General features: G+C 64.7%; 1 protein-coding gene. It reads left to right on the top strand.

All coding sequences use genetic code 11. The features are described from left to right. The coding region (gene tssK, locus DW58_RS19675; protein ID WP_035894949.1) for a type VI secretion system baseplate subunit TssK at nucleotides 1–235 on the top strand (235 nt) is incomplete at both ends.

Below are 235 nucleotides of genomic sequence, written 5' to 3'. Positions count from 1 at the left end.
TGGACGGCGCAGCGCGCGCCGGAGACGACGCTGCCGGTCTATGACCACGACAACCTGGCGGGCTGCTTTGGCAAACTGACGCTGATGCTGCGCCAGGGTCTGTCGCTGGTAATGGAAGAGAGCGCCATTCAGCTGCCGCTCACCGAGCGTTCGCACGGGCTCAACGTCGCCACCGTGCCGGAAAGCAACATGGTGCGCGAGTTCGGTTTCGTGCTGGCGGTCAAAGCCAACGTGC

The sequence above is a fragment of the Siccibacter turicensis LMG 23730 genome (assembly GCF_000463155.2).
In the GTDB taxonomy this organism is placed as follows: Bacteria; Pseudomonadota; Gammaproteobacteria; order Enterobacterales; family Enterobacteriaceae; genus Siccibacter; species Siccibacter turicensis.
The sequence above is the reverse complement of the archived record's forward strand: the minus strand, read 5'-3'. Positions and strand labels throughout refer to the sequence as shown.